The organism is Sulfurivirga caldicuralii, assembly GCF_900141795.1.
GTDB lineage: Bacteria > Pseudomonadota > Gammaproteobacteria > Thiomicrospirales > Thiomicrospiraceae > Sulfurivirga > Sulfurivirga caldicuralii.
Genome location: NZ_FSRE01000003.1, coordinates 199,603 through 221,162 on the forward strand (window position 1 = coordinate 199,603; position 21,560 = coordinate 221,162).

Genomic DNA, 21,560 nt, shown 5'->3' on the forward strand with positions numbered 1-21,560 from the left:
GGCGGTATTGTACTGATTTTTTTGGAAAATTCCAGAAAACGAGCACGGAAAGCAAAACGCCCGCAGACAAGGCGGGCGTTTCCAGACAATCGAGATGCGCGCGCTTCAGCCGCGCCAACCCATCAGCTCGGTGACGGACTCTTCCTGGTTGACGCGGCGAATGGCCTCGCCAAGAATCTGGGAGATGCTGATCTGGCGAATCTTCTCGCAATTGCGCGCCGGCACATCCAGCGGAATGGTGTCGGTCACCACCAGCTCATCCAATACGGAATGCTTGATGTTTTCCACCGCCGGACCGGACAGAACAGGGTGGGTCACATAGGCGGAAACCGACTTGGCACCATGCTCCATCAGTGCCGCAGCACCCTTGCACAGGGTGCCGGCCGTATCCACCATGTCATCAATGATGATGCAGTCACGCCCTTTGATATCGCCGATGATGTTCATCACTTCGGACACGTTCGCCTGCGGACGGCGCTTGTCGATAATGGCCAGATCCACATCCAGCGCCTTGGCCACGGCACGGGCGCGCAGCACACCGCCCACATCGGGCGAGACAATCACCACGTTTTCCAGCTGCTTGGTCTCGTACATGTCCTTGATCAGGCGACTGGAACCGTAAATGTTGTCCACGGGAATGTCGAAGAAGCCCTGGATCTGATCGGCGTGCAGGTCCACGGTAATGACCCGGTTGGCGCCGGCCACGGTAATGAAATCCGCGGCGAGACGTGCCGTAATGGGAACGCGGGCCGAATGGGGGCGGCGATCCTGACGCGCATAGCCGTAATAGGGAATCACCGCAGTAATGCGCTTGGCGGAAGCACGGCGTAGCGCATCCATCATGGTGCACAGCTCCATGAGGTTTGCCGCTGGCTGAGGCGGACAGGTGGGCTGCACCACATAGACATCGCGCCCGCGCACGGACTCTTCGATTTCCACCATGATTTCGCCGTCGCTGAAGCGGCCAACCTTGGCATTGCCCAGAGGAAGATCAAGATAGGATGCGATGCTTTCGGCAAGGGGGATATTCGCGTTGCCGGCGAACACCATGACGGAGGAATTCTTTGCCATGAAAGGCTGTCTCCTAAGACATGAATGCTTAGAGGAAAATGGCTGGGCCGGGAGGATTCGAACCTCCGAATGACGGGATCAAAACCCGCTGCCTTACCGCTTGGCGACGGCCCAGCAGAGCAATGAGACAGGTGCGTATTATGCCGATCGATCACCCAAAATCAAGGGCTGTGAACGGAAAATTTTTCCCTGTACTCAACGTCACGGTTTCTGCCGCAAACGCTTTACCAGTTTACCCAACATTTCGCTGCCTGCAATCAATTTGTCATATTTGCGCAACAGCTGTTCCACAGCCTGCCGATCGCCGCGCGCCGCTTCCACCTCGAGCAGGTGCGCCAGCACTTCCTCGTCCGCCTGCAGCGCCAGTGCCCGGCGCAGGTAGTCGGCTGCCTTGTCCAGATCACCGAGGCGATAGTAGAGCCAGCCCACCGAATCGAGGATATAGTAGCTGTCCGGCGAGCGTTTCAACGCCTTTTCCAGCAACTGCTTCGCCTCGTCCAGATTGCGGTTCTGCTCCACATAGAAATAGCCCAGTGCATTGAGCGCTTCAGGATTGTCCGGCGCCAGCGTCAGCACCTTGCGCAGCAGCGCCTCGTAGCGATCATAAGCCTTGAGATCATAGTAAAGGGCGCTTAACGTAAGCAGTGTCTGTACATCATCTGCGGCCAGCGTCTCAACCTTGCTGGCCGTCGCCAGGGCACCCGCGCGATCACCCGCGGCCTGATAAAGCTGTGCCCGGGTCAGCAAAAGCTCGATCTGCTGTGCCAAATCCTTCGGATGAAACTTGTCTAGCAGCGCCAGCGCCTTCTTCAGACCAATGCGCGGGTAGAGCAGGCGCACCATGCGCAGCTGCGCATCGAACTGATACTTGGGGTGCTGCACCTGAGCGTAATACTTGATGGCCTCATCCACCTTGCCCTGCTTCTCGTACAGCTGCCCCAGATAATAGGCCGCCGTCTGCGCTGTAATCGGGTTGTCCAGCACCGCCTTGAGATCCTGTTCCGCCTCGGCGTAATCCCCCCTTTCCAGCCGCAGCAGGCCCAGCGCCAGCCGCGCCACATCCGCGTTTGGTTTCTGCTTCAGCACGGCCAGAAAGCGCGCCTCGGCCTCGCGGAACTGTCCAGTGGCCACTTCAAGACGGGCATATTCCGCCTGCGTCTGCCAGTCCTCCGGGTGCGCCCTGACATAATCCGCCAGCGCCTCGAGCCCTTCCCTGTGGCGGCCGGCCGCCAGATAGGTGCGCACCAGCAGCGGATGAACACGTTGCGGCGGCGCATCCAATTCCAGCGCGCGGCGCAGGGCGGCCAGTGACCGATCCCACTGCTGGCGCGCCGCCAGAATCTGACCGGCAGCCACATGGGCACCCCAGTGCGTGCCATAGCGCTTCAATAGCGCTTCGACGAAAGTTTCGGCGGCCTTGCTGCGAATCGCTCCGGCCACACGCTCTCCAGCAAGCAGCAGATCGTCATCCAGGGACTCGGGGGTCACCTGCTGATACTGATCGAACAGATTCAGCGCCTCGGCCAGATTGCCCTGACGCAGGGCCAGCAGCCATGCTGCCCGCAGCGGCGTGGGGTTTTTCGGTTCGATGTCGTGCCACAACAGCGAGGCCGCCTCGATCTTTTTCAGATCGTAGGTCTGCATGGAGAGCGTAAACAGCCACTGCGCCAACTCGGGATCCCGCAGGCGTCGCACCAGCGGCTCGAGCAGCTTGTAGGCACCGTCGTAATCGCCCCGCTGCGCCAGCAGCTCGGCAACAAGCACCTGATACATGACTTCGGGCGGCAGCGACGACGTCGCCGCTGGGGCTGTGGGGTCAGCCGGCTTCTGCAGAGCGGTGCCGCTGCACCCGGCAAGCGCCAGCGCGGTAGCGGCGGAGAGAAGAAATTTACGCATCATCATGGCAGGCATAATACCCTATTTCGTCCACACGATTCAGCGGGGGCGGCGGCAATCCTCGTGGCAGTGAACGTGTATAATTGTCTGTTTTCAAGCAGATGGGAACCCCAGGGCTCAATGAAGCTATCCGTCACCGGCCTTAATCACACCACCGCGCCCGTGGACATCCGCGAGCGCGTGGCCTTCGGGCCGGAGGTGATCGTTCCCGCCCTGCAGGCGCTGGCGCAGCAGCCGCATGTGCGCGAGTGCATGATCCTGTCCACCTGCAACCGCACCGAGCTTTACTGTACCTTTGAGGACGCACCGCACCTCGAGCAGGTGGAAACCTGGCTGCACAATCACTTTGGCCTGGATGCCGGCACCCTCTCTCCCTATCTGTATCACCACACCGATCAGCAGGCCGTGGAGCACATCATGGCCGTGGCCGCCGGACTGAACTCGCTGGTGCTGGGCGAGCCGCAGATTCTCGGCCAGCTGAAGGACGCCTATCAGACCGCCAAACAGGCGGGCACGCTGCAGCAGCGGCTCGAATGGCTCATGCAGCAGGTGTTTGCCACCGCCAAGAAGGTGCGTTCGGAAACCGCCATCGGGGAAAACCCGGTGTCGGTGGCCTTTGCCGCGGTGTCGCTGGCGCGCCAGTTTTTCGGCGACCTGAGCGAACAGACCGCGCTGCTGATCGGCGCCGGAGAAACCTGCGAGCTGGTGGGACGCCACCTCAGGGAAGCCGGAATCGGCCACCTCATCGTGGCCAACCGCACCTTTGACAAGGCACACGATCTGGCCCAGCAACTGGGTGGCTTTGCCATCGCTCTCGACGAACTGAAGCAGCATCTGCCCGATGCCGACCTGCTCATCAGCTCTACCGCCAGCCCCACCCTGCTGGTAGAACGCGACGACCTGGCCCAGGCGCTCAAACAGCGGCGCCATCGCCCCATCTTCGCCGTGGACATCGCCGTGCCGCGCGACATCGATCCCGCTGCCGGCGATCTGGAAGACCTGTATCTTTATACTGTGGACGATCTGCAATCCATTATCGAGCACAACCGCAAGGCCCGCGAAGCCGCCGCCGCCGAGGCACACGAGCTGATCCGTCTGCAGGCGGAAAAAGTGATGGCGCGCCTGCGCACCCAGGCCATGGCCGCGCCGCTCATCCGCGACTTCCGCACGCGCGCCGAGCGCGTCAAAAGCGCGCAGCTTGAAGAAGCACTGGCCCAGCTGCAGGCCGGACAGAATCCCGAAGCCGTGCTGACACGGCTGGCCAATCAGCTCACCCACAAGCTGATCCACCACCCCACCGTCTATCTGCGTCAGGCTGGGGAAAGCGGCGACGCCCACCGACTGGACATGGCGGCGGAACTGCTGGGGCTGAAACCGCGTAAGGACACCAACGCATGATGACACCGTCCATCCGTGCCCGCCTGGAGCAGCTGCAGGAGCGTCTCGAAGAACTCAACGCCCTGCTCTCGGACCCCGACGTGGTCGCTGACAACAGGCGCTTCATGCAGCTGAGCAAGGAGCACGCACAGCTCACCCCCATCGTGGAGACCTGGCAGCGCTATCAGCAGCTGCAGCAGAACCTCGAGGAAGCACACGCGCTGGCACAGGACAGCGACCCCGACATGGCCGCGCTGGCGAAGGAGGAGCTGCCCCAGCTGGAAGCCGAGCTGGCAGAGACCGAACACGCCCTCAACCTGCACCTGCTGCCGAAGGACCCCAACGACACCGCCGACGTATTTCTGGAAATCCGCGCCGGCACCGGCGGTGACGAGGCTGCCCTCTTCGCCGGCGACCTGTTCCGCATGTACAGCCGCTACGCCGAACGCAAACGCTGGCAGGTGGAGATCCTCAACGCTCAGCCGGGTGAACACGGCGGCTACAAGGAAATCATCGCACGCATCAGCGGCGACGACGTCTATTCCCACCTCAAGTTCGAATCCGGCGCCCACCGGGTGCAACGCGTGCCCGAAACCGAAACCCAGGGGCGCATCCACACCTCCGCCGCCACCGTGGCGGTGATGCCCGAATCGGACGACAACGAGGAAATTGAAATCAGCAAGGCAGATGTGCGCGAAGACACCTTCCGTGCCTCCGGCGCCGGCGGTCAGCACGTCAACAAAACCGACTCCGCCATCCGCCTCACCCACCTGCCCACCGGCGTGGTGGTGGAGTGCCAGGATGAACGCTCCCAGCACAAGAACCGCGCCCGCGCCTGGTCGCTGCTGCGCGCCCGCCTTGCCGACATGCAGCGCCAGCAGCGCGAAGCGGAGCAGGCAGCCACGCGCAAGTCGCTGGTGGGCAGCGGGGACCGTTCCGAGCGCATCCGCACCTACAACTTCCCGCAAGGGCGCGTCACCGATCACCGCATCAACCTGACGCTCTACAAGCTGGACGACATTCTCGAAGGGGATCTGGATCCCGTCATCGAACCCCTGCGTCAGGAACACCAGGCCGCCCAGCTGGCCGAGCTCAATCGGCCCTCATGACCGTTGCCGACGCCCTGCGCCACGCCCAGGCGCAACTGCAGCACAGCGACACCCCCGATCTAGATGCCCAGCTGCTGCTCGCCCATGTGCTCGGCAAATCGCGCAGCTGGTTGTTTGCTCACGACATCGACGCTCTCACCGCCGACCAGCAGGCTGCGTTTGCCGCGCTGACTGCCCGTCGCGCGGCGGGCGAACCGGTCGCCTACCTGCTGGGCCGTGCGGATTTTTACGATTTCACCCTCAAAGTGACCCCGGACGTACTGATTCCCCGCCCGGAGACGGAATTGCTGGTGGAACAGGCGCTGGAAAAAGTCCGCGAAAAATCGGCCGCGAAAAAAGTCGGGGACCCCCCTGTTTGCGCTGTCGATCTAGGCACCGGCTCCGGTGCCATCGCCATTGCGCTGGCGCGCCACGCGCCGGAAGTAGCGGTGGCCGCATCGGATGCCTCCTGCGCCGCACTGACAGTGGCAAGGGAAAATGCCCAGCGGCTGGGCGTGGACATCGACTTTCGCCACGGCAGCTGGCTCGAACCCTTTGCCGGGGAACGGTTCGACGTGATTGCCAGCAACCCGCCCTATATCGACTCGGCCGATCCGCATCTGCGCGGCGATATCCGCCATGAACCGCAGCAGGCGCTGGTAGCCGGTGAACACGGCCTCGCCGACCTGCGTGCAATTATCGAGCGAGCCCCCGCCCACCTGAACGCCGGCGGCTGGCTGCTGCTGGAACATGGTTATGATCAACAGGACGCAGTAGAATCCCTGTTCAGGGCGGCGGGCTTCGACGCCATCGTCTGCCTGCACGACCTTGCCGGACAACCGAGAGTGAGCCTCGCCCAATGGAACAACTGACCCCGGAACAGTTCAAGCGCTATTCGCGCCAGATCATGCTGATGGAATTCGGTCTGGACGGCCAGACCAGGCTGCACAACGCTCATGCAGTCATTTTCGGCCTCGGCGGACTGGGCTCGCCGGTGAGCGTGTATCTCACCGCCGCGGGTGTGGGACGGCTGACGCTGGTGGATTTCGATACCGTGGACGAGAGCAACCTGCAGCGGCAGATCGTGCATCGCGAAAGCTCGGTCGGGCAACCCAAGGTGGAATCGGCCAAAACCACCCTGCAGGCGCTCAACCGCTGGACGCGCATCGACACCTTCAACGGTGTACCGGATGAAGACACCCTGGACAATCTGATTTCAGGTGCAGACGTGGTGCTGGACTGCACCGACAACTTCGACGCCCGCTTCGCTATCAATGCCGCCTGCGCCAGGGCGCGCGTGCCGCTGGTTTCCGCCGCCGCCATCCGCTGGGAAGGGCAACTGAGCGTGTTCGACTTTACCGACCCGGACTGCCCCTGCTATCAGTGCCTGTACAAGGATGCCAGCATGGAAGGCATGACCTGTGCCCACAGCGGCGTCATGTCACCGGTGGTAGGCATGATGGGCAGCATGCAGGCGCTGGAAGCCATCAAGCTGCTGGCCGGGCTGCCCACGCTGAAGGGCAAGCTGCTGCTGGTGGACGGGCTGACCATGCAGTTCCGCACCCTCACCCTGCCCAAGGATCCCGCCTGCCCTGTCTGCCACCCTGACTGAGGGGGGTCCCCGACTTTTTCAAAGTCGCCTTTTTGCGCCACCCGCTCGGGTCTTTCCTGAAGCGGGGTTCAGGGCGAAAAGGGTTCGATCTTGCCCGTTTTGGGGTTCAGATGGTGTTTCTTGTCGATGGTGATGACCACGCGGCGGTTCATGGCGCGGCCATATTTGGTGTCGTTGGGGGCGACAGCATCGTTATCCGCACGCCCCTGAATGGTAATCAGGCGCTTGTCCACGCCCATGTCGATGAGCACGCGCGCCACGGTGCCTGCCCTGGCGGCGGACAGCTCCCAGTTGGAGGGGAACTGAATGTTGCGGATGGGCACAATGTCGGTATAGCCGGTAATGGTAATGGGATAAGGGCGCCCTGCCAGCTTCTCGGCCAGGCGCTCCAGCTCTTCACGCACCTTGTCAGAAATCGTGGCGCGCCCCGGCTCGAAGAAGTGATCCGACTTGAGGGTGATGCGGGTGTAGTCTTCCGTATCCTCGATCTCCACATTCTTCGGATCGTTCAGCGCCTGCAGAATCTCTTCCTGGGTCAGCGGCGGCTTCAGATCCTGAATGGGTGTCACCACTTCCGTAGCGATGGTCTGTTGCCCTTTACGCTCATCCGGGTGAATTGTTTTCTGCGCGCCATTCAGGTTCTGCAATGCATCCGCCAACTGCTCCCGCTGCGCCGGTTCCACAATGGCCGCCAGCCACATGACCAGAAAAAAGGCCATGAGCACCGTCATCATGTCGGCAAGGGCAATCTTCCAGCTACCGCCGTGTGCACCGCCCTCGTCGTGTCCACGCCCAGCCATGCCTATTTCTCCCAGTCGATTTCGAGTTCAGGCGGCACCAGCTGCTTGCCCGTCTCGCGAATCAGATTGGGGGATACACCGTGCTCAAATGCTTCCAGAAGCACCTTCACCATCTCAAACAGGGCGCGCTCCTGGCGAATCATGACCTCCACTGCATGACTGAAAGGGGCGACGATGGCAAAGGCAAAGAACACCCCGGTGAGCGTACCCACCAGCGCGGCCCCAATGGCTTGCCCGATGGCGGCCACGTCCATATCGCCCCCCAGCAGTCCCATGGCCAGAATCACCCCCAGCACGGCAGCGACGATACCGAAACCCGGCAGCCAGTCCGACACCTTGCCGGTAGCGCGCGGCACTTCCTGCAACGCATCCATGTAGTTGTCGATCTGCATTTCCAGCAGGCCGCCAAAATCTTCACTCTGCGGGGGATTGAGCAGCAGATAGTTCAGATTGCTGGCGACAAAGTCGCGCAGCTCGGGATAGCGCAGCACGGAAGGATACTGGGCAAAGATCGGGCTGGCCGCCGGCTCGAGCAGATGTTTTTCCATCGCCAGCATCCCCTCGGCACGGGCAAAGCGCGACAGGTCGTACATCAGCATCACCACTTCCTTGTACAGCGCCTTGCTGATGCGGTCGCCAGAGAAATAACGCCGGAGGAACATGAGCGTGCGCAGCCACACCGCTACAGGCGTAGAGGCCAGAAAGGCACCCAGAGCCATACCGAGGATGATGAGCAGTTCCGACGGGTGCCACAGGGATATGAGGCTGCCGCCCTCAAGGGCGAAACCGCCCAGCAAGCTGGCAAAAATCAGAATAATGGCAAAAAACTTGGCGGCGAGACCCATTACAGTCCTGTCAGAAAATCAAGTATCAATACAGGCTTAAAAGCAAGCACTATGCCACAGCAAACCAACAGGACAGGCAATTGAAAGCAATCAGTCATCCAGGAGGATAAGGTCCACCTGGCGCAGGGTGCGCGGCAGACTCATGCCTCGCTTGCCGCGTGCGCCCTGAGCCGCCTCCAGCTGCCCTGCCGTCAGGGTCTTGGCATAATCGCCCGCTGTCAGCGTCAGCCGCTTGCCCGGCTGCCAGCGCCCCACCGCGGTAATCGCAACGCCGTCAGGCACCTGCATCAGCTTCACCCCCTTGCCGCGGGCGCGCACCGGCAGCTCCGAGGCCGGGAACAGCAGCAGGCGCGGTTCACTGGACGTCACGGCGACCCAGTCGGCTGCCGGATCCAGTTTCAGCGGCGGCAACAGCGTGCTGCCCTGCGCCAGCGTCATCGCCGGCTTGCCCTTGCGCACCTTGCTGATCAGGTCCCCCGCCGGCGCAATAAAGCCCTGATTGGAGGTGGCCGCCAGCAGCAGATGGTCGTCCGGTTTTACCAGCGCCACCTGCACCACCCGCGCGCCCTTGGGAAGGGTGATGCGACTGGTGACCGGCTCGCCATGACTGCGCGCAGAGGGCAGCTCGTGGGTCGGCAGGCTGTACACGCGCCCGGTGTCGTCGAATATCAGCGTCACCATGCGGCTGTTGCCGCTGGCCTGCGCCAGAAAACCGTCACCGGCCTTATAGCTAAGCTTGCGGCCATCCACATCGCTGCCCTTGGCCGCGCGGATCCAGCCATTCTGCGACAGTACGACCGTCACCGGCTCCGCCGGAAGCAATTGCTCGCTGCTGAGCGCCTGCGCCGCCGGCGCGTGCTCCACCAGGGGCGAACGCCTGTCGTCGCCATACTGCTCGGCATCGGCTTCCAGTTCCTTGCGCACCAGCGTTTTCATGCGCCGCTCGCTGCCGAGGATCTGCTCCAGTTTCTTGCGCTCGTTTTCCAGCTCTGCCTGCTCGGTGCGAATCTTCATCTCTTCCAGTCGCGCCAGATGCCGCAGCTTCAATTCGAGGATGGCTTCCGCCTGACGGTCGCTGAGGTTGAACGTCGCCATCAGCACCGCCTTGGGCTGATCCTCTTCACGAATGATGCGAATGACCTCGTCAATATTGAGAAACGCGATCAGCAGACCGTCGAGGATATGCAGTCGATCCAGCACCTTGTCGAGACGATGCTGCAGGCGACGGCGCACCGTCTGCAGGCGAAACTGCAGCCACTCATTCAGCAGCCGGTTGAGCGGCTTCACCTGCGGGCGCCCATCCAATCCTATGACATTCAGGTTGACGCGATAACTGCGTTCCAGATCCGTGGTAGCAAACAGGTGTCCCATCACCGCATCGATATCCACCCGCGTGCTGCGCACCTCGATCACCAGTCGCACCGGGGCTTCGCTGTCGGATTCATCGCGCAGATCCACCACCATGGGCAGTTTTTTGGCGCGCATCTGCTCGGCAATCTGCTCGAGCACGCGCGTGGCTGCGGTCTGGAACGGCAATGCATTGATGACCACGTTCACGCCGTCTTCCACGTGCCAGCGCGCCCGCTGGCGCAGCGAGCCATTGCCGGTCTCATACAGCTTCTGAATCTGTTCCCGCGGCGTGATGATCTCCGCGCCGGTGGGGTAATCCGGGCCCGGCAGGTGTTCCATCAGCTCCGCCACCGACAGGGACGGTTTCTCCAGCAGCGCCACCGCAGCCGCCACCACCTCGCGCAGGTTGTGCGGCGGAATGTCGGTGGCCATGCCTACCGCAATACCGGAAGTGCCATTGAGCAGCACATGCGGCACACGCGCCGGCAGCACCGAGGGTTCCTTCAGGGTGCCGTCGAAATTGGGCACCCAGTCCACGGTGCCCTGCCCCACCTCTTCCAGCAGCAGCTGGGCAAACGGGGACAGACGCGCCTCGGTGTAGCGCATGGCGGCGAACGACTTGGGATCGTCGATGGAGCCCCAGTTGCCCTGGCCGTCGATGAGGGGATAGCGGAAGGAAAACGGCTGTGCCATCAGCACCATGGCTTCATAACAGGCCGAATCGCCATGAGGGTGGAACTTGCCCAGCACATCCCCCACGGTGCGAGCCGACTTCTTGTGCTTGGCCGAAGCCTTCAGCCCCAGTTCGCTCATGGCATAGATGATGCGGCGCTGCACCGGCTTGAGCCCGTCGCCAATATGCGGCAGCGCCCGATCCAGAATGACGTACATGGCGTAATCCAGATAGGCGCGCTCCGCGAACTCACCGACCGAGCGCTGCTCAATGCCTTCGTAGTTAATGCTGTGCTGACTCATGAATCCTGCTTATCCTCATCCCGTATTCGACCCGCGGCGCAGCTGACGAACGACTTGGCCTTCGCACCCGCCGCCTTCAGTCCGGCCACGCTGCCCCGTTGCGGATAGCCCAGTTGCGCCATGATGGCAACGATCATTTCCCGTGCCGATTCAGGCGCTTCCACCGTAACGGTACCCGCTTCAATATCGACCGACACATCGGCCACGCCGTCGATCGCCAGCAATCGCTTGCGGATACTATTGGCGCAGCCGCCGCACTTGATGTTTTCAACTTCGATAGAATAAGCCATCGACAGGCTCCTACCCCAGGCACTCAAGGCATTATAAACATGACCCAAGCCCCCCGCGCCCGCCGTGTTACAGCCAACCGCCCCATTACGCTGCAGGGGGAACATGCACGCGCCAACGGCAAGATCATCAATATCTCCGCCAGCGGTCTACTGGTGAAAAGCCCCGTGCGCGCCCGCGAAGGCACCCGACTGGGTCTGATTTTCGACCTGCCCACCCGCGAGCGCTTTATCCCCATCAAGACCATCGGCCGAGTTGCCCGTCTGATCGAGGAAGGGGACCATTACTTGCTGGGGATCATGTTTGAAAACCCGGGCGACGACCTCAGGCAGGCGATTGAGAGCTATATCGATTACGTGGAATCCATCAAGCAAAATGCCAGCGTCCGCCGCCGCAGCACTTAAGGGGCGGAAACCGACAGTGCGTGCGACCGCTCGAGGGCATAGGGGCTCGGGTCAAATGGTGGCGTTTCCACCTGAATCAGCGCCCGCAGCAGCTGCGCCGAGGCGATGGAGGTGACCACGCCATTGCGGAAATGGCCGGTATTCAGCCACAGGCGTGCATGCGCCGGATGCGCACCAATGTAGGGAATACTGTCCGGGTTTCCGGGGCGCAGGCCAGCCCAATGGTGCGCCACCTCGAACATTGCCAGCTCCGGATAGCGTGCATAGGCGAAGGAAAGCAGCGCTTCGCGCGCCGCCTCATCGGTCCGCTTGTCGAAGCCGGCCTGCTCCACCGTACTGCCCACCAGAATCAGACCATCCTTGCGTGGAATCAGATAGCGATCCTGCTCCATAACCATGTGGTGCAGAAAACCAACCGGCGCGTCGATGGCCACAATCTGACCACGCACCGGCTCGATGGGCAGCTCCGGCACCAGCTGCGCACTCCAGGCCCCGGCCGTCACCACCACATCCTCGGCTTCCAGCCAGCCCTGCGGCGTACGCACGCGTACCCGCTCTGCAGATGGGTCAATCGCTTCGGCCGGGGTGTGCTCCATGAGTGCAACGCCCTTCAGCTGCACCGCCTTGGCAAGCGCCTTCACCATCCGCGGATTGCGAATAGAGGCGATCTCCGGCATCCACAGCGCCAGCTTGCGCGCCGTGTGCAGGCGCGGTTCGAACACGCTCAGAGCGCGGTCGTCCAACACTTCCAGCACATAGCCCCAGCGTTCGCACCACGCCTGTGCCGTTTCCCACTGCTCGCTGTCGAGCATGAGCATGCCGGTGGGGAAATACTCAGGGTCAATGCCGGTCAGTTCCGCCAGCTCGGCCGACAGCGGTTCAAACTGCGGCTGGCTGTGTTGCGCCAGCACATTGACCGCATCGGGATAGCGCCACGGGTACATGGGTGAAAGAATGCCGCCGCCGGCCCAGGAGGCTTCGCGGCCGCATACGTGGCGTTCGATCAGGGTCACCTGCCGCCCGGCCTGCTGCAGAAACCAGGCGCTCATCAGGCCGCTGATGCCGCCACCGATAATCAGCACATCACAGCTTTGTGCGCTCACTGGCTGACCTCCTGCCGCTTGCGACCCCAGAATTCATGCACAATCAGGCAGACCGCCCCCACGCTGATGCCCACATCGGCCACATTGAAGGTGGCATAGTGCCAGTCGCCCCAGTAGAAGTCGAAAAAGTCGGTCACGCGTCCGTCGTAGATACGCTCCACCAGATTGCCCAGCGCGCCACCGATCACCAGCCACAGGCCGGCGCTTTCGCAGGTCAGTCGCGGCGGCAGGCGGCGCAGCCACCACAGCAGCCCTGCCACCATCACGACCGCTAGCACGGTAAAGCCCCAGCGCTGCCAGCCGCCGGCTTCGGCCAGAAAGCTGAATGCAGCACCGGTGTTGTAGTTGAGGGTAAGATTGAAGTGCGGCAAAACCGGCAGCGGTTCATGCAGCGTCAGCCAGGCATTGGCCGCCCACTTGCTGGCCAAATCCAGCAGCAGCACGGCCATACCCAGCCAGTAGTATCGCAGTGCGCTGTCACGCAAAGCGGCGCACCTCTCCTTCGCCGGCCACGTTGTCCACGCAGCGGCTGCACAAATCAGGATACTCGGGATTCGTACCCACATCCTCGCGGTGGTGCCAGCAGCGTACGCACTTGGGCTTGTCCGTCGGCCGCACCAGCAACCACAGCCCCTCCACCTCGGTTTCCACCGCATCAACTGGACGCTCGGATGCCGGATGCACCCGGGCATCGGAAGTAATCATGACAAAGCGCAGTTCGTCTTCCAGCGCCTCGAGATCCGCCAGCACACTCCCCTCGGCGTAGAAGTCCACCTCGGCGGTCAGCGAACCCTTGAGCACCTTGTCGTTGCGCAGGGTTTCGATCTGCCTGTTGAGCGCCTTGCGCACCGCCAGAATGCGGTTCCAATAGTCGGCATTCATGGGCTGCTCGGCATCCATGGCCTTCAGGCCCTCATACCACTCCTCAGTGAATACGGTTTCGCTGCGTTCACCCGGCATGTGCGCCCAAATCTCCTCGGCGGTAAAGCTCAGAATCGGCGCAATCCAGCGCACCAGCGCTTCCAAGGCGTGATACAGCGCGGTCTGCGCGGAGCGGCGCGCCTGCGAATCCGGCTTGGTGGTGTACTGGCGATCCTTGATGATGTCCAGATAGAAGGCACCCAGGTCCTCCGAGCAGAAGTGGTGCACCAACTGACTAATGCGGTGGAAGTTGTAGGCGTCATAGGCCGCCGTGATCTGCTGCTGCAGCGTGTTGGCGCGGTCGATCAGCCATTGATCCAGCGGCAGAAGCTGCTCGAACGGCAGTACATGTTCAGACGGCTCAAAGCCGTTCAGGTTCGCCAGCATGAAGCGGGCGGTAAAGCGGATGCGGCGATAGGCGTCCGCCGTGCGCTTGATAATCTCGTCGGAGACGCTCATTTCATAGCGGTAGTCCGCCCCGGCGATCCACAGGCGCAGAATGTCGGCGCCGTACTTGTTCATGATCTCCTGCGGTGCCACCACATTGCCCAATGACTTGGACATCTTGCGACCCTGCGCGTCCACGGTAAAGCCGTGGGTGAGCACCTGCCGGTAGGGCGAGCGCCCGTCCATGGCAAGTGAGGTGAGCAGCGAGGACTGGAACCAGCCGCGGTGCTGATCAGAGCCTTCCAGATAGAGATCGGCCGGACGGGTCAGCTCGTCGCGGCGTTGGCACACGGCGAAGTGGGTTACGCCGGAATCGAACCAGACGTCAAGAATGTCGGTGACCTTCTCGTAGTCGGCCGCCTCGTCGCCCAGCAGCTCGGCCGGATCCAGATCGTACCAGGCGTCGATGGAATCCTGCTCGATGCGCTGGGCAATCTGCTCCATCAGCGCGACCATGCGTGGATGCAACTCGCCGGTTTCACGATGAATGAACAGCGTAATGGGCACCCCCCAGTGGCGCTGGCGGGAAATACACCAGTCCGGGCGACCTTCGATCATCTTCTCAATGCGTGCCTGCCCCCACTCCGGCACCCATTGCACCTGCAAAATCGCCTTGAGGGCACTGTCGCGCAGGCCATTGGCATCCATGCTGATGAACCACTGGCTGGTGGCGCGGAAGATCAATGGCGTCTTGGTGCGCCAGCAGTGGGGATAGCTGTGGGTAATCTTGCCGTGATGGACCAGCGCACCCTTCTCCTGCAGCAGTGCGATAATCTCGTCATCCACCTTGTGCACATGCTTGCCCTCGAACCCGGGGGCTTCAGACGTGAACACCCCGCGGCTGTCTACCGGGCAGAGCACCTCCAGACCATAGCGGCGCCCCACCTCGAAGTCTTCCTGACCGTGGCCGGGCGCGGTGTGCACACAGCCGGTACCGGCATCCAGCGTGACATGGTCGCCAAGAATAATGGGAACAATGCGCTCATAGAAGGGGTGGCGCAGCTGCACGCCCTCCAGTTCGGCCCCCTTGGCGGTGGCCACCACCTGCGCGTCCTCCACACCCCAGGTTTTCAGGGTCTCTTCCAGCAGGCCATCGGCCAGCAGCACGCGCTCATCATTCAGCTGCACCAGCACATAGTCCAGATCGGGGTGGATGGCCACCGCCAGATTGGCCGGCAGGGTCCACGGCGTGGTGGTCCAGATCACCACAGACACCGGCCCGCTGCCCACGGCACCGTCCACCGGTTCCATGCGGCTGACGAGATCGTCCGGGTCCACGGCAGCAAAGCGCACATAGATGGCGTTGGAGGTCTTGTCCTGATACTCCACTTCCGCCTCGGCCAACGCCGACTGCGCGCCCACCGACCAGTACACCGGCTTGACGCCGCGGGTCAGGTGACCGGCTTCAAGAATCTTCGCCAGCGCACGCACCTCGTCCGCTTCAAACCTGAAATCCTTGGTCAGATAGGGATTGTCCCAGTCGCCCATGACGCCAAGACGCTGAAAGTCCGCCATCTGCGCTTCCACCTGCTGCTGCGCATAGTCGCGGCACGCCTGCCGGAAGGTGCGGGCATCTACCTTCTGCCCCACCTTGCCAACCTTCTTTTCCACATTCAGCTCAATGGGCAGACCGTGGCAGTCCCAGCCCGGCACATAGGGCGCATCGAAGCCGGATAGGCCCTTGGCCTTGACGATAATGTCCTTGAGCACCTTGTTGACGGCGTGGCCGATATGGATATTGCCATTGGCGTACGGCGGGCCATCGTGCAGCACAAACTTGGGCTTGCCGGCCTTGGCGGCGCGCACCTTTTCATACAGGCCATTCTCCAGCCATTGGCGCACGCGTTCGGGTTCGCGCTGCGGCAGATTGCCGCGCATGGGGAAATCGGTATCGGGCAGGTTGAGCGGATATTTCTTGTCGTTGTCAGCCATGATGCTCTTTAGTCGGATTCAGGTTCAAAAGGATGCGCGCCGCCTCGGCGTCCTGCGCAATCTGCGCGCGCAGCGCGTCCAGATCGGAAAACTTCTGTTCGGGTCGAATGAATTGGGCCAATTTTACCCTGACATGGGCGCCATAGACCATTTTTGCCCAGTCAAACACGTGCACCTCAATGCTGGGACGCAGCCCGTCCACCGTGGGACGCACGCCGATATTGGCCACCCCCGGCAGATCCCGCTCGCCGGTTTCGGCGATATCCACGCGCACGGCGAACACGCCCTCCACCGGCATGCGCTGCCGGCGCGGATTGATATTGAGCGTGGGGAAGCCCAGCTGCCGACCGCGCTTGTGGCCGTGAATGACCCGGCCGGTAAAACCAAACGGCCGCCCCTGCAGGCGTTCGGCTTCGCGCAGATCTGGCTTCTGCAGGGCAGCGCGGATGCGTGTGGAACTGACCCGTTCGCCATTGAGCGTGAAGGTGGGCTGATGGGCCACCTCGAAGCCCGCCTGCGCCCCCAGCGCCTGCAGCAGCTGAAAGTCGCCCCGGCGCCCGGCCCCGAAACGAAAGTCATCCCCCACCGAGACAAAGCGGATGTGAAGTTGATCCACCAGAATGGTCTGCACGAACTGCTCGGCACTCAGGCCGGCAAAGGCGGCATCAAAGCGCACCATGAGCGCATAGTCCACCCCCTGCTCGGCCAGCGCCTCCACCTTTTCGCGCAGGTTCATCAGCCGTACCGGTGCCTTGTCCGGCGCAAAAAACTCAATGGGGTGCGGCTCGAACAGCATCACCACGGTGGGCAGATTGCGCTGCCGGGCCGCCTGCTTCAGCGCCGCCAGCACATGCTGATGACCGCGGTGCACGCCGTCAAAGTTGCCGATGGTAACCGCCGCACCCTGCGCCAGCGGCGCGCAGGCCGAGTGCTGCAGATTGTGCAGGCCGCGAATCAGATGCATTCAATCCTCTCCCCGATAGAGACGCACATGGTGCAGGCGTACACCCAACAGCCACAACAGCGCGCCATACAGCGCCACGGCACTGACGACCAGCGCCGCCAGCCAGCCGATGCGATGCCAGGCATCCGCACTCAGCCAGTCCGTCGTGGATGGCGTCCAAAGCAGCAGCCACGCCACCATGCCGCCCATGGCCAGGACGCCGCGCCACAATAGCGCACGCCACCCTTCATGGCGCTCGAAGTGCGTCCCCCGCAGGTGGTGATAGAGTAAGCCGGCATTGACAAAGGCCGCCAGCGAGGTGGCCAGCGCCAGGCCGACATGGGCGAGCGGAAAGATGAACACCAAATTCAATACCGTATTTACCACCAGTGCAATCACGGCGATGCGCACCGGCGTTTTCATGTCCTTGAGGGCATAGAAGGCCGGCGCCAGCACCTTCACTAGCATAAAGCCCACCAGACCCAGTGCGTAGGCCATCAGCGCCCGGCTGGACTGCATGACATCCTCGGGCGTAAAGGCGCCATACTGAAACAGCGTGGCCAGCAGCGGCGCGGCCAGCAGCATCAGACCGAGAGACGCGGGCACGCCCACCAGCCAGATCAGCCGCAGCGCGGTGTCGATCTGTGCCCGGTAGGCGTGCCAGTCGGTGCGTGCTGCTGCGCGGCTCAGCCCCGGCAGCGCCACCGTGGCCAGGGCGATGCCGAACACGCCCAACGGAAACTCCATCAGACGATCGGCGTAATAGAGCCATGAGACCGAACCAGTGACCAGAAACGAGGCCAGCACGGTGTCGATGAGCAGATTGATCTGCGCCACGGAGACGCCGAACAGCGCCGGCAGCATCAGCCGCTTGACCTCATTGACGCCCGGATCGTCGATGGGGCGCGGGCGCGGCAGCAGACCGAGCCGCCACAGAAACGGCAGATGCAGCGCCAGCTGCAGGATGCCGGCCAACAGGACGCCCCACGCCAGCGCCAGCACGGGAATGTCAAAATGGGGCGACAGGCCAATGGCCGCTGCAATCAGGGTGAGATTGAGCAACACCGGGGTAAACGCCGGCACGGCAAAGTGGTTGTAGGTGTTGAGGATTGCCGATGACAGGGCGACCAGGGAAATGAACAGCAGGTAAGGAAAGGTAATGCGCAGCATCTCGGCGGTGAGCTGAAACTTGAACGGCTCTGCGTGAAAGCCGGGCGCAAACAGCCAGATGACCGCATCGCTGAACACCATCCCGATGCCTATCACCAGCAGCAGCGCCATGAGCAGGCGGAAGCTGATGGCATCCACCAGATGGCGCACCCGCTCCATCCCCGCCTTTTCCTTCGCCTCCGACAACACCGGCACGAACGCCTGCGAAAAGGCCCCCTCGGCGAACAGGCGACGGAAGAAGTTGGGAATCTTGAAGGCGACGAAAAAGGCGTCCGCCCCGGCACTGGCGCCGAAGTAGCGGGCAATGACCATATCGCGCACAAAACCGAGGATGCGCGAGACCAGGGTCATGCTGCTGACGGTAAACAGGTTCTTGAGCACCGGGGCAGTCTGCAGAAATAAAAAAGCCGGTCAGAGACCGGCTTTATTGTAGGCAATCAAGTGCGGCTTACGCAGCAGACTGCGCCAGCTTTTTCAGGCCGGCATTCAGACGACGCTTCAGGCGCGCTGCAGTGTTCTTCTGGATAATGCCCTTGCGTGCGACACTGTCCAGCTTGGACTGGGCCTGACGGAATGCCGCCATGCCGTTTTCGTAGTCACCCGCTTCGATGAAGGCGCGGACTTTCTTCACCAGTGTGCGTGCCGCACCCTTGTGCATGCGGTTGCGCAAACGACGCTTGGGGTTCTGACGTGCGCGCTTCTTTGCAGATTTGATGTTTGCCACTTGTGGTTCTCCAGTTCAATTCGGTTGCTAAACGTAATGGCCAACGTCGCCGTACAGTTCGTTTAGTCTGAGAGGAACCGGGAATTATTCATGCATTCTACTTCCATGTCAAGGGGTTGCAGCCCAGGGCATTACCACCATGGCGGCGGCCAACCCAGAAGACTGGCCAGTTACACCCCAGAAGGACTGCCCTTCGAACCCCCTCGAACCTATTGATCAGGCGTCGGCCAACGTCCGCTGCCAGGTCTGATCATCAGTGAACCCAAAGCGGACAGTTTATGTGCTACAAAACCGGACAGTTCTATTTGTTGCTAACAGGGGTTTCAGCCTCTGCAGAGGGGGTCCCCGACTTTTTCACGACGCGATTTTTTGCCGCCTGCGCTTCGCTGACGAACTGGGCGCTGATGACGATGTCGATGCGGCGGTTGAGCGCCTTGTGCGCAGGGGTATCATTGGGCGCCAGCGGCCGGGTATCACCATACCCCACAATGGAAAACAGCGGCCGCGGCAGCAGGGAGGTTTTCTGCAATCGATCGGCGACACGCTCGGCGCGCAGCGCCGACAGAATCCAGTTGTCGCGCAGCGGCGACGTGGGCGCGATGGGGTCTGCGTCGGTATGCCCTTCCACTTCAATATTTACCTGCCACACCTGCCCGTACTCCCGAGCGCGCAACACAATCCGCCGCCCTGCGGCAGTCTCCTGCACACTCAACAGCGGCATCAGCCGCAGCACATAGCCCAGTTCGCTCAACTGCTCGCGCAGACTGGCACTGGGGACGGCAGAACCACTCTCAAAGGCATCGGAATTGTTGATGCGAATCAACACCCCCCGAGGATCACGCAAGATGCGAAAGTAGGTAAGCCCTCGCGACCGGACCTCCGCCTGCAGAAAGGCATGGGTCTCGGCCAGCGTGTCATCCACCCACTTCTGCACCCGCGAGATGGCACCGTAATTAAGGGCCAGCATCATGATGAAAAAAGTGATCAGCAGCGTAACCGTATCGCCAAAGGATAGCAGCCAGCCCATCTGTGCCCGCGCCCTGACGCCCTCAGCCATCCGTTTCACCTTCTGCCTTGATAAGCTGCGGCTGTAGATACAGCTCCACGCGACGATTGCGCGGATCCATCGGGTCCGGAAACAGGGGGTGCCAGGCGCCATAGCCGGCAATGGCCCAATAACGGGGCGGGATCGCTGACAGGGCCTGCAAGCGCTTCATCACCGCATGAGCTCGAAACACGCTCAAGGTCACATTATCGGGGTAAGGCGCATTAGGGGCGGGTGGCGTGGCATCGGTATGCCCTTCCACCCTTAGGGTCAGCTGCACCCGCAGCCCTTTTCGATGAACGGGCCGCAACAAAGCGGTGTGAACGCGATCAAACGCTGGCACATCCAGGCTGTGCAAAAAACGCGCGATCTCGCGCAGATAGGGGATAAAGCGGGGGTTCAGCTGGGCGCGGGCGGAATAAAACAGGGGCTGGTCAGCAAACAGAGCCGGATCCGGATAGAGGCGCACCCCCTTGGGAAAGGCATTTTCCACGCGCAACCAGTCCAGACCCTCTTCATGCGCATAACGCTGCACGGCTTGCGTCAGATCCTGCAGCATCAGCTGATAGGCGCGCTTTTCCGGCACCCCTTCGAGGATCACCTGCGAAATCAGCACAATGAAAAAGGCCAGCAGGGTCAGAAAAAGGGAAACGAAGGTCAGCAGCCAGACGCGCTGAAAACGTCCAGACTGATCCGACTCACGGGAAGAAGGCGATGCCTCCTCGGGTGCAGCCATTTAGCGCACCTCCTCCAGTTTCTGCGCCAGACGATCATCCACAAACGCCAACAGGCGTTCCTTCAGCATCAGCGGGCTGTCTCCCCGCTTCAGCGCCACGACGCCTTCCACGACCATTTCCCGATACAGCTGTTCCGCTTCATTGAGCATTTTCAGCTTGCCGGCGATAGGCATGAACACCAGATTGGAGAGCAGCACGCCATAAAAGGTGGTAACCAGCGCTACCCCCATGCCTGTCATCAGTGAGGCGATCATGTTCTGCGACTCGGCCGCACCGAAGGCCGCCGCGGCCTGATCACCGCCCTGTGAGGCCATCATCATGATCAATCCCATCACCGTACCCATCATGCCAAACGCCGGTGCATAGGAAGCCATGGTGAGAAACACTTCTTCACAGACCGACGCCTTGAGCTGCTCCAGCTTGAGGCGAATACCCAACGCCTTGCGCAGACTTTTTTCATCCTGATAAACGAGGGCTTCAGAAATGGCAAAGCGCAGAAAGGGCTCATCAATGGTATCCACGAGCCTTTCGATATGAACGAGGCCGTGGCGTTTAACGTCATGGGCCAGTTCCACCAGCTCTGCAACGACGAACGCCTGATCCGGCACTTCCCGCCAGAAAATACGCCAGAACCCGACAGGGATGCATTTGAGCTGATCCAATGGATAATTGACCAGCACTGCCGCAACCACGCCGCCCACCACCAGCAGGAGCGCCTGAATATTAAAAAAGGCGCTGATGATCTGACCCTTTTCAAAATCATACGTCCCCAGCAGGAGAACGATCAGGCCGATCAGAGCGCCCAAAATGGTCGCGGTTTTACTCATAACTC

The 21,560-nt window shown here is 61.8% G+C and carries 20 protein-coding genes and 1 tRNA gene; 5 read left to right on the forward strand and 16 right to left on the reverse strand.

Going from position 1 to position 21,560, the window contains the following annotated elements; translation table 11 throughout:
• Positions 1 to 105: 105 nt before the first annotated feature.
• The 3 genes from BUQ81_RS06805 to BUQ81_RS06815 form a co-directional block, all read right to left on the reverse strand.
• A complete protein-coding gene (locus BUQ81_RS06805) occupies positions 106 to 1,071 on the reverse strand; it encodes a ribose-phosphate pyrophosphokinase (protein ID WP_074201635.1) in 966 nt (321 codons plus the stop codon).
• A gap of 39 nt (positions 1,072 to 1,110) precedes the next feature.
• Positions 1,111 to 1,185 (reverse strand) — tRNA-Gln (locus BUQ81_RS06810).
• Between the two features lie 87 nt (positions 1,186 to 1,272).
• Entirely contained in the window at positions 1,273 to 2,973 is a 1,701-nt protein-coding gene (locus BUQ81_RS06815) for a tetratricopeptide repeat protein (protein ID WP_159432273.1), read from the reverse strand.
• Between the two features lie 114 nt (positions 2,974 to 3,087).
• Here BUQ81_RS06815 and hemA point away from each other — a divergent pair, with 114 nt between their 5' ends.
• The 4 genes from hemA to BUQ81_RS06835 are packed head-to-tail and all read left to right on the forward strand — an operon-like array spanning position 3,088 to position 7,044.
• On the forward strand, positions 3,088 to 4,365 hold the full coding sequence (gene hemA / locus BUQ81_RS06820) for a glutamyl-tRNA reductase (protein ID WP_074201637.1): 1,278 nt from the start codon (positions 3,088 to 3,090) through the stop codon (positions 4,363 to 4,365).
• Positions 4,365 to 5,453, forward strand: a complete 1,089-nt coding sequence (gene prfA, locus BUQ81_RS06825) for a peptide chain release factor 1 (protein ID WP_074201827.1) — start codon at positions 4,365 to 4,367, stop codon at positions 5,451 to 5,453. The genes hemA and prfA overlap by 1 nt, the downstream gene beginning before the upstream one ends.
• Positions 5,450 to 6,304 carry a peptide chain release factor N(5)-glutamine methyltransferase gene (gene prmC, locus BUQ81_RS06830; protein WP_074201638.1) on the forward strand — a complete coding sequence of 285 codons (855 nt, stop codon included), beginning with the start codon at positions 5,450 to 5,452 and terminating at the stop codon, positions 6,302 to 6,304. The genes prfA and prmC overlap by 4 nt, the downstream gene beginning before the upstream one ends.
• Positions 6,292 to 7,044: a HesA/MoeB/ThiF family protein gene (locus BUQ81_RS06835; RefSeq protein WP_074201639.1), complete on the forward strand. Its 753-nt coding sequence runs from the start codon at positions 6,292 to 6,294 to the stop codon at positions 7,042 to 7,044. The genes prmC and BUQ81_RS06835 overlap by 13 nt, the downstream gene beginning before the upstream one ends.
• 68 nt (positions 7,045 to 7,112) lie before the next feature.
• Here the strand turns inward: BUQ81_RS06835 and BUQ81_RS06840 are convergent, their stop codons facing one another.
• The 4 genes from BUQ81_RS06840 to BUQ81_RS06855 all read right to left on the reverse strand — a co-directional run bounded on the left by BUQ81_RS06840 (position 7,113) and on the right by BUQ81_RS06855 (position 11,304).
• Positions 7,113 to 7,844 (reverse strand): OmpA/MotB family protein, encoded by a 732-nt coding sequence (locus BUQ81_RS06840; protein ID WP_074201640.1) that lies wholly within the window; start codon positions 7,842 to 7,844, stop codon positions 7,113 to 7,115.
• A gap of 2 nt (positions 7,845 to 7,846) precedes the next feature.
• A complete protein-coding gene (locus BUQ81_RS06845; RefSeq protein ID WP_074201641.1) occupies positions 7,847 to 8,689 on the reverse strand; it encodes a motility-associated protein in 843 nt (280 codons plus the stop codon).
• 90 nt (positions 8,690 to 8,779) lie between these two features.
• The gene (gene parC / locus BUQ81_RS06850) at positions 8,780 to 11,014 is read right to left on the reverse strand and encodes a DNA topoisomerase IV subunit A (protein WP_074201642.1); all 2,235 of its coding nucleotides are present in this window, start codon (positions 11,012 to 11,014) and stop codon (positions 8,780 to 8,782) included.
• Entirely contained in the window at positions 11,011 to 11,304 is a 294-nt protein-coding gene (locus BUQ81_RS06855; RefSeq protein ID WP_074201643.1) for a heavy-metal-associated domain-containing protein, read from the reverse strand. Before BUQ81_RS06855 ends, parC begins: the two co-directional genes overlap by 4 nt.
• A gap of 39 nt (positions 11,305 to 11,343) precedes the next feature.
• On the opposite strand from BUQ81_RS06855, the gene BUQ81_RS06860 reads away from it, so the two are divergent.
• On the forward strand, positions 11,344 to 11,706 hold the full coding sequence (locus BUQ81_RS06860) for a PilZ domain-containing protein (RefSeq protein WP_074201644.1): 363 nt from the start codon (positions 11,344 to 11,346) through the stop codon (positions 11,704 to 11,706).
• Here the strand turns inward: BUQ81_RS06860 and thiO are convergent.
• The 9 genes from thiO to BUQ81_RS06905 all read right to left on the reverse strand — a co-directional run bounded on the left by thiO (position 11,703) and on the right by BUQ81_RS06905 (position 21,555).
• The gene (thiO, locus tag BUQ81_RS06865) at positions 11,703 to 12,809 is read right to left on the reverse strand and encodes a glycine oxidase ThiO (RefSeq protein WP_200770568.1); all 1,107 of its coding nucleotides are present in this window, start codon (positions 12,807 to 12,809) and stop codon (positions 11,703 to 11,705) included. The two genes, BUQ81_RS06860 and thiO, sit on opposite strands and share 4 nt — an antisense overlap.
• On the reverse strand, positions 12,806 to 13,294 hold the full coding sequence (gene lspA, locus BUQ81_RS06870; RefSeq protein ID WP_234947388.1) for a signal peptidase II: 489 nt from the start codon (positions 13,292 to 13,294) through the stop codon (positions 12,806 to 12,808). Before lspA ends, thiO begins: the two co-directional genes overlap by 4 nt.
• Entirely contained in the window at positions 13,287 to 16,109 is a 2,823-nt protein-coding gene (gene ileS, locus BUQ81_RS06875) for an isoleucine--tRNA ligase (RefSeq protein ID WP_074201646.1), read from the reverse strand. Before ileS ends, lspA begins: the two co-directional genes overlap by 8 nt.
• Positions 16,102 to 17,073 carry a bifunctional riboflavin kinase/FAD synthetase gene (gene ribF / locus BUQ81_RS06880; RefSeq protein ID WP_074201647.1) on the reverse strand — a complete coding sequence of 324 codons (972 nt, stop codon included), beginning with the start codon at positions 17,071 to 17,073 and terminating at the stop codon, positions 16,102 to 16,104. The genes ileS and ribF overlap by 8 nt, the downstream gene beginning before the upstream one ends.
• Entirely contained in the window at positions 17,074 to 18,603 is a 1,530-nt protein-coding gene (gene murJ / locus BUQ81_RS06885) for a murein biosynthesis integral membrane protein MurJ (RefSeq protein WP_268807733.1), read from the reverse strand. It abuts the gene before it with no gap.
• A 67-nt stretch (positions 18,604 to 18,670) separates the two neighbouring features.
• The gene (gene rpsT, locus BUQ81_RS06890; protein WP_074201649.1) at positions 18,671 to 18,946 is read right to left on the reverse strand and encodes a 30S ribosomal protein S20; all 276 of its coding nucleotides are present in this window, start codon (positions 18,944 to 18,946) and stop codon (positions 18,671 to 18,673) included.
• A 301-nt stretch (positions 18,947 to 19,247) separates the two neighbouring features.
• A complete protein-coding gene (locus tag BUQ81_RS06895; RefSeq protein WP_074201650.1) occupies positions 19,248 to 20,003 on the reverse strand; it encodes an OmpA/MotB family protein in 756 nt (251 codons plus the stop codon).
• Positions 19,996 to 20,727, reverse strand: coding sequence for an OmpA/MotB family protein (locus tag BUQ81_RS06900; RefSeq protein ID WP_074201651.1), 732 nt, complete (start codon positions 20,725 to 20,727; stop codon positions 19,996 to 19,998). Before BUQ81_RS06900 ends, BUQ81_RS06895 begins: the two co-directional genes overlap by 8 nt.
• Positions 20,728 to 21,555: a motility protein A gene (locus tag BUQ81_RS06905; RefSeq protein ID WP_074201652.1), complete on the reverse strand. Its 828-nt coding sequence runs from the start codon at positions 21,553 to 21,555 to the stop codon at positions 20,728 to 20,730.
• Positions 21,556 to 21,560 lie beyond the last annotated feature (5 nt).